Genomic DNA, 1,118 nt, shown 5'->3' with positions numbered 1-1,118 from the left:
TCTAAATAACTACAGCAGAAATGCATCTATTTATTTTGATTTCTTTTACTTTAAATATTTGAGATAGTCTTTCTCTGCCATTTGTGAAGTAAATCTTTCATCTTCAAAAACTATTTGTATATCTGGTATATGTTCTTTTAATTTTTCTACAAATTTTCGTGTTTTCCTTGCCTGCTCTCCTTCCTCTCCTTTTAAAGTAATAGGAAGTCCCACAACAATTTTTTTTGGTTTATATTCATTTATAACTTTTTTTATTTCCTCAAATACACTAGGAGAATTTTTCAAAACAGTTAAAGGAGTGCCTGATATACCAAAGGGGTCGCTTACCGCAACCCCAATTCTTTTATCTCCAATATCAAGTGCAAGTATTCTATCTTTTAACTGCAGGCTTCACCCTCACATCTTGTAGAAATTCCAGCAATCTTGTAAAGCGGACAGAAGGCTATAATCGCTGTAAGCATTAAAATAAACCCAACAATCTCTCCAATTACAAAAGTTCCACCTTTTTCAATCCCGAGCCATATTAAAATAGCACCTACCAGAACTCTAACAACAGCGTCCCAAAAACCAACCATGGCTACACCTCCTATTTAAGTAATCCAAATACTTTTAATATTAATTCTAAACTTTCTTTATTAAGTATTATAACCAGAGCAAAAAGGAAAAATATCATAATTTTTAAAACTTTTATTTCACCCTTTATTTCCTGTCTTAGTGCTTCTATTTCACTCTTTACCTCATTTCGTAAATTTTCTATTTCTCCCTTAAGCTCTTGTCTAACGGTTTCAATTTCCTGTCTTACAGTCTCTATTTCCTGTCTTACAAGTAATATATCTTCTTTTGTTGCAAGTTCTTTTCTAAGTTCATCTCTTAGCTCTATTTTCCTTTTTTTAGTTTCTTCAATTACTTTTTCTTTAAGCCCATTTTCAACTTCATTAACTATCTCAATAACTTCAACAGCAGTTTCTTTTCCAAGCCTTTCAACTAACTTATTATAAAGCTTTGCAGAAATATTTATATCCATTTTTATACTAAATTTATACTAATGCTTCTGTTTTGTTCCGACTACCTCATCTGGATGTGCAATTCTACCAAGTACAGCAGAGCAGCTGCACAGC

At 31.9% G+C, this 1,118-nt stretch carries 3 protein-coding genes; all 3 read right to left on the bottom strand.

Features of this window, described 5'->3' with window-relative positions:
• Window positions 1-45: 45 nt before the first annotated feature.
• The 3 genes from ruvX to HG1285_RS00405 are packed head-to-tail and all read right to left on the bottom strand — an operon-like array spanning window position 46 to window position 1,024.
• Window positions 46-369 carry a Holliday junction resolvase RuvX gene (gene ruvX, locus HG1285_RS18035; RefSeq protein WP_255347769.1) on the bottom strand — a complete coding sequence of 108 codons (324 nt, stop codon included), beginning with the start codon at window positions 367-369 and terminating at the stop codon, window positions 46-48.
• A gap of 8 nt (window positions 370-377) precedes the next feature.
• The gene (locus HG1285_RS00400) at window positions 378-575 is read right to left on the bottom strand and encodes a DUF2892 domain-containing protein (RefSeq protein ID WP_008289672.1); all 198 of its coding nucleotides are present in this window, start codon (window positions 573-575) and stop codon (window positions 378-380) included.
• A gap of 11 nt (window positions 576-586) precedes the next feature.
• Complete coding sequence (locus tag HG1285_RS00405) at window positions 587-1,024, bottom strand: hypothetical protein (protein WP_008289671.1); 438 nt, start codon at window positions 1,022-1,024, stop codon at window positions 587-589.
• Between the last annotated feature and the right edge of the window lie 94 nt (window positions 1,025-1,118).

Source organism: Hydrogenivirga sp. 128-5-R1-1 (assembly GCF_000171895.1).
This window is presented reverse-complemented; position numbering and strand designations above follow the sequence as displayed.

Excerpts from the sequence above, each read along its gene's own strand:
- HG1285_RS00400 (WP_008289672.1), bottom strand. The coding sequence starts at position 575 with ATGGTTGGTTTTTGGGACGCTGTTGTTAGAGTTCTGGTAGGTGCTATT.
- HG1285_RS00405 (WP_008289671.1), bottom strand. The coding sequence starts at position 1,024 with ATGGATATAAATATTTCTGCAAAGCTTTATAATAAGTTAGTTGAAAGG.